Genomic DNA, 6,215 nt, shown 5'->3' on the forward strand with positions numbered 1-6,215 from the left:
CGCCTAAAAAATAGTCGCTGTCAGTGCCATGGTCGAATGTTCAACACGCCCTAATTAATGTATATTAATAGAAAATAATCTTAGCACTATATTTTGATACACCATCATGGGTATATTTGAACACCCATGATGGTTATACAGTGTCGCCTTAAGCTTGATTTACTGGGCCTACTTGCCCGCCTGCTGCTACCTATTTTGGCGCTTGGACTTGCTCAGGCTTGAGACCTGGCTCAGGAATGACTTCTTGTAAATGTTTACGCACAGTGGCGATAGGGAACTTTTGCGCCTTGATGCGTTTTGGAATGATTTGGCTACCTTGCTGGCCTTTCATCTCAAACATCATAAAAATATAGTCGTCAGTCTCGTCCCAGCTCTTGATTGCAGTCCAAGGAATGACGGCTTGCTGGGTCGCACCTGCACGCATTTGCATACCGCGCATTTGCGAGTTTTTCATCATCTCAGGATGGTTGCTTGGCATTGCCATGACCAGACCATGTTTTTGTACACCTAGCTTCATTTGACGCATTTCATCTGGCATCTCTTGATCAGCAATTTGTTTTTCAAACTCTCTTTTTACATACCATCTAAAGCCTAAAGTACGCGCCAATAGATAAATCACCACACCAACGAGCATCAACCAAAAAATGATGGTTGAGTAGCCTGTTACAAAGATCAGTCCTGCAATAGCGAGTACCACAACCACAGCCATAATGACCCATTCTTTGGTCTTAAAGCTTGACAGACCAAAAGAGGGGCTGGCACTGGCAAACAGTTCATATTGGGCTTGAAGGAATTCAGCTTCAGTTAGGTTTAAGGCGACAGGTTGGAGCGTGTAAGGATACAGGGCCATAAAGGTTTCTCAGATGCTTGTGTTAAAAGTGTTGGGTTTACATCGCCAAAGCCAAGTCATGATGTACTACTTGGCTGTAGGTAAATAAAGGTATGCGCTTATCTTACCGAAAAGTACTCCTAAATGAAACATATAAGCAAGGCTCATGGCGGATAGAGGTGATATTAATGGTTTTCATAAGGTACGGGCGTTGTATTGACGAAGGCCACCTCTTAGGTCAGCGTTTTAGGTAGGTGTCAGTGACTATCATTAACAAAAGGCGCAGTACAAGCGCAGCCGCCAAAATCTTGTGATTAAAACTTCGCCAAAAGCCGTCAAAACATGGCCAAATCTACTGGGTCTTGGTATGATAGCTGCAGTCATATATTGTGATAAAAAATATGGCTGTATGGCAAGATAGTTATTGAGTTATCAAGCTTGGTCATAAGTATCAGCTGACCAATAATTATACTAATAATGTTTTAACTTCTTATTCACTTTTAGTGTGACAGGCAACGATTATGATAGATCCAAAACTCTTACGCGGCGATTTGAGCGATTTACAACAGCAGCTGGCCACTCGTGGCTACACGCTTGATATGGAGTTTTGGCAGTCGATTGAATCCGAGCGCAAGTCTCTACAAGTCAAAACCGAGGAGTTGCAATCGCGCCGTAATGCTGGGGCTAAGCAAGTCGGTGCCCTAAAAAAATCAGGCGAAGATGCCAGTGAGCTATTGGCTGAGATGCAAAGTGTCAGCGGTGAGATCAAAGCTGCTGAAGACGAGCTACGTACTCTGCAAGAGCGCATCACTCAAGCGGCGCTACAGATCCCAAATATTCCAGCGGCAGATGTACCAGTCGGTATGTCAGAAGACGATAACGTAGAAGTGCGTAAATGGGGCACGCCGCGTGAGTTTGATTTTGAGATTCAAGATCACACGCATATCGGTGAGACGCTTGGCATGCTCGACTTTGAGGCCGCAACCAAACTGACAGGCAGCCGTTTTAACGTGCTAAAAGGCCAATTGGCGCAGCTGCATCGTGCACTGATCCAGTTTATGCTCAACACCCATACCATGAAATACGGCTATCTTGAGACCTATGTGCCTTATATTGTCAATAGCGATAGTCTAAAAGGGACGGGTCAGTTGCCTAAGTTTGAAGAGGATTTGTTTAAGCTAAGCAATCACACGAATAACGATGAGATGGATTTTTATCTGATTCCAACAGCAGAAGTGCCAATGACCAACTTGGTACGCGGAGAGCGTTTGGATATCAAAGAGCTACCGCTAAAATTCACCGCGCATACGCCATGTTTCCGTAGTGAAGCGGGCTCGCACGGTCGTGATACACGTGGTCTGATCCGCCAGCATCAGTTTGAAAAAGTGGAAATGGTCAATGTTGGCACCAGCGATCAGTCTGATGACTTGCTAGAGGCAATGACAGGGCAGGCCGAATATATCTTGCAGCAGCTTGAGTTGCCATACCGCACGGTACAGCTATGTACTGGCGATATGGGTTTTGCCGCACAAAAGACCTATGACATCGAAGTATGGCTACCAAGCCAAGATACCTACCGCGAAATCTCTAGCTGCTCTAACTGTGGCGATTTCCAAGCGCGCCGTATGGGTACGCGTGTCAAAGATGGCAAGCAAACCAGCTTAGCTCATACTTTGAACGGTTCAGGATTGGCGGTTGGTCGTACGCTACTAGCAGTGATGGAAAATCATCAAAACGCTGATGGTAGCATTACGATTCCAGAAGTATTGCGTCCATTTATGGGCGGTGCTGAGACTATTTCAGTTTAATAAATGGACTATAAGTAATGAGCTGCTTGTCACTTAGGTCACTTGCAGCTTGTTACTGATAACTTAAATTAAAATCTATAACTGTCTATCGTTTAACAAAACTGATGTAAGTCATTGCTAAATAGAAACGGTATTGTCACCGCATTTTTGGCTAGCCTTATAGCAAATATGTTAATATTACACTTTAATTTTATAGTCTATAACTTAGGGGCGCATTTGGCGTCCTTATGCTTATACTCCTTTGAGTAAACTCTCCTCTTAGCCCAATACTAGGACACTCTATGCCAGCTCCAATTAGCGAACGTAAACTAGCCAATGCCATCCGTGTACTGTCGTTTGATGCGGTTCAAAAAGCCAACTCTGGACATCCAGGCGCGCCAATGGGTATGGCTGATATTGCCGAAGTTTTGTGGCGCAAATTTTTGAAGCACAACCCAACCGATCCACAGTGGCACAACCGCGACCGTTTTGTATTATCGAATGGTCATGGCTCAATGCTTATTTATTCATTACTACATTTATCAGGTTATGATGTCAGCGTTGATGATCTAAAAGGCTTCCGCCAGTTGCATTCAAAAACCCCAGGTCACCCTGAGCTTGGCTATACACCAGGTGTGGAGACGACGACTGGTCCACTAGGTCAAGGTATTGCCAATGCCGTTGGTTTTGCTATCGCTGAAAAAACCTTAGCCGCGCAGTTCAACCGCGAAGGTCATAACGTCGTTGACCATAACACCTATGCATTCTTAGGCGATGGTTGCTTGATGGAAGGTATCAGTCATGAAGTGTGTTCACTGGCTGGCACGTTAGGTCTTGGTAAGCTAGTCTTCTTTTATGATGACAATGGTATCTCAATCGATGGTAACGTAGAAGGCTGGTTTACAGATGATACGCAAGCGCGTTTTGAGTCGTACGGCTGGCAAGTTATCAAGGTCGACGGTCATGATGCTGATGCGATTACGCAAGCAACTGAACAAGCGCTTGCAGAGACTGCTAAGCCAAGTCTCATCATTTGTAAAACAACTATCGGTGCTGGTAGCCCGAATAAGCAAGGCCTAGCAGCCAGTCATGGTGCACCACTTGGTGACGACGAAATCGCCTTGACCCGTGATGCATTGTCTTGGAAGCATGCTCCGTTTGAATTAGATGATGAAATCTATGAAGCGTGGGATGCCAAAGCCAAAGGCGACGTACAGCAGAAGAATTGGGAGGCCGATTTTGCTGCTTATGAAAAAGCCTATCCAGAGCTTGCAGCAGAACTATCACGCCGTCTAAATGGTGAATTGCCTGCTGACTTTGCTAGCCAAGCGCAAGCGTATATTCAGCAAACGCAAGAAGCGGGTGGCGATGTCGCTAGTCGTAAAGCCAGCCAAAATGCAATCAATAGCTTGCAGCCATTATTACCAGAACTACTTGGCGGCTCAGCAGATTTAGCGGGCTCAAACCTCACGCTATTCAAAGGCGCTAAAGGCATCGAGAAAGACGCTGATGGCAACTATATCTATTATGGTGTGCGCGAGTTCGGTATGACCGCGATTGCCAATGGTATTGCATTGCATGGCGGCTTTATCCCTTACGTAGCGACGTTCCTGATGTTTATGGAATACGCACGTAATGCGGTACGCATGGGCGCACTGATGAAGCAGCGCGTCATCCATGTCTATACGCATGACTCTATCGGTCTGGGTGAAGACGGCCCAACACATCAGCCAGTTGAGCAATTGACGAGCCTACGTGCCACGCCAAACCTACGTACATGGCGTCCTTGTGATGCTACCGAATCTGCTAGTGCTTGGGTAGAAGCAATCAAATCAGAAAGCAATCCATCAGCATTGATCTTTAGCCGTCAAGGCTTGCCACATCAAGCACGTGACAGCGAGCAAGTCGCGAACATCACCAAAGGTGGTTATGTACTGGCAAAAGAACAAGGCGAGCTACAAGCCATCATCATCGCAACCGGTTCAGAAGTTGGCCTAGCGATGGAAGCGTATGAAACACTAAGCGCAAATGGTGTTGGCGTACGTGTGGTGTCTATGCCATGTGCTGAGATCTTCGTTGAGCAAGAGGCTAACTATCGCGAAGCGGTACTGCCTGCTAATATCCGTGCTCGCGTCGCAGTAGAAGCGGCGCATGTAGATTACTGGTATAAGTTCGTTGGTCTGGACGGCAAAGTCATCGGCATGACCACTTATGGCGAGTCTGCTCCTGCCAGTGATTTGTATAAAGAGTTTGGTATTACAACTGACGCGGTGGTTGATGCGGTAAATAGTTTGGTGTAATTTTGAACTAAAAACCGTTTGTAAGACAGCACATATAAGATAGACTGAATGCGTTCAGTCTATCTTTTTTTTGGGTAAAATTATGAGTGTGGCTCTATATCTCGACTTAGCAAATTATGAAGGGAAAGATGTTTATCAAGAAGTCTTAGCTGCACATATTGAGGATATTAGACGCATACTAAAAGACTGCGAGGCTTTAAAAAATTATGATGCTAATTTAACTAAAGTAATATCTACAGATATAGAAGAGCCTATAAAGAATACAGAAGATGGTCTACTCAAATCAGTATTTACTAAATTAAGTATTAAGAATAATAAGCTAAACTTTACTTTCGTAAAAGAGCGTATAGAAGAATGTAACGAGGTTGACATCCATGAAAGGCTGACATCTAAACTATGGAGTCTTTTTGCTCTCAGCGTTTGTAATGATCATCTATTGTGGTTATTGAATCGAGGGGAATTAACAGTAGCTGAATATCGTTCTTTTTTTACAGAGATAGGGATGCAAGTGTCATCTATAGACCAACCTTACTATCATCCTTTTTACCATGAAATATATTATGTTGATGACGTAGTAAGAGTAGGTGAGCATGAGCAAATAATTATCAAAGAGCAGCTGTATCCGACTATTATGTTTGGTGCATTACAGTTTTCGAGGGGTGGAGTAATTATCTACAATCATCCATGCGTAGATAAAAGCTTGGCTGAAAAAAGTGATATGTATTTCACCAATCATAGAGATAACCGATTATGTCATGACTTATCTCATGGCTGGGGACATAATTCGCGCTGGCGAACAGACTTTGTTAGAAACTACGAGACAGAAAAAGAATGGAAATTCAACGTAGATGGAGAAGTAGATCTTTCAAGTGCTGAAAGCTATAAACAACATTATCAGCAATATAATGATGAAATACCAGTATCGGTACCAGCTGCGAAAGAGTTATTGAGCCCATCCCGAATTCTGTGTAACTGCAATTTAGATTAAATGCTTACTAACGCGCTCATCGAACATAATCATAAAACGATTAAGAGCAGACGTCCAGTTACGGATGGGCATCGACCACTTTTTAGAAGCCTGCTGAGTTGCTAGATAGACAACCTTAAACGCCGCCTTGTCTGATGGAAATATCTTACGCTTATTCACAGCTGTACGAATCACGCTATTTAATGATTCAATAGCATTGGTCGTATAAATGGCTTTTCTGATGTCTTTAGGATAACCAAAGAACACGGTTAAGCCCTCGAGACCATCCCGAATTCTGTGTAACTGCCGTTTAGATTAAATGCTTGCTGATA

5 protein-coding genes are annotated in these 6,215 nt (G+C 44.1%); 3 read left to right on the plus strand and 2 right to left on the minus strand.

The annotated features are described in order from the left end of the window. Positions 1 to 190: 190 nt before the first annotated feature. Positions 191 to 850, minus strand: coding sequence for a YcxB family protein (locus tag L0G63_RS13210; protein WP_301451068.1), 660 nt, complete (start codon positions 848 to 850; stop codon positions 191 to 193). A gap of 500 nt (positions 851 to 1,350) precedes the next feature. Here L0G63_RS13210 and serS point away from each other — a divergent pair, with 500 nt between their 5' ends. The 3 genes from serS to L0G63_RS13225 all read left to right on the plus strand — a co-directional run bounded on the left by serS (position 1,351) and on the right by L0G63_RS13225 (position 5,904). After that, entirely contained in the window at positions 1,351 to 2,637 is a 1,287-nt protein-coding gene (serS, locus tag L0G63_RS13215; RefSeq protein WP_301451069.1) for a serine--tRNA ligase, read from the plus strand. A 281-nt stretch (positions 2,638 to 2,918) separates the two neighbouring features. Further along, on the plus strand, positions 2,919 to 4,916 hold the full coding sequence (tkt, locus tag L0G63_RS13220) for a transketolase (protein ID WP_301451070.1): 1,998 nt from the start codon (positions 2,919 to 2,921) through the stop codon (positions 4,914 to 4,916). An 82-nt stretch (positions 4,917 to 4,998) separates the two neighbouring features. Further along, positions 4,999 to 5,904 carry a hypothetical protein gene (locus tag L0G63_RS13225; RefSeq protein WP_301451071.1) on the plus strand — a complete coding sequence of 302 codons (906 nt, stop codon included), beginning with the start codon at positions 4,999 to 5,001 and terminating at the stop codon, positions 5,902 to 5,904. On the opposite strand, the gene L0G63_RS13230 is transcribed toward L0G63_RS13225, so the two are convergent. After that, positions 5,896 to 6,177, minus strand: a complete 282-nt coding sequence (locus L0G63_RS13230; RefSeq protein ID WP_301451072.1) for a transposase — start codon at positions 6,175 to 6,177, stop codon at positions 5,896 to 5,898. The two genes, L0G63_RS13225 and L0G63_RS13230, sit on opposite strands and share 9 nt — an antisense overlap. Positions 6,178 to 6,215 lie beyond the last annotated feature (38 nt).

The sequence above is a fragment of the Psychrobacter sp. genome, from assembly GCF_030454045.1.
Classification (GTDB): Bacteria; Pseudomonadota; Gammaproteobacteria; order Pseudomonadales; family Moraxellaceae; genus Psychrobacter.

Coding starts and splice junctions, on each gene's coding strand:
- L0G63_RS13210 (WP_301451068.1), bottom strand. CDS start 850: ATGGCCCTGTATCCTTACACGCTCCAACCTGTCGCCTTAAACCTAACT.
- serS (WP_301451069.1), top strand. CDS start 1,351: ATGATAGATCCAAAACTCTTACGCGGCGATTTGAGCGATTTACAACAG.
- tkt (WP_301451070.1), top strand. CDS start 2,919: ATGCCAGCTCCAATTAGCGAACGTAAACTAGCCAATGCCATCCGTGTA.
- L0G63_RS13225 (WP_301451071.1), top strand. CDS start 4,999: ATGAGTGTGGCTCTATATCTCGACTTAGCAAATTATGAAGGGAAAGAT.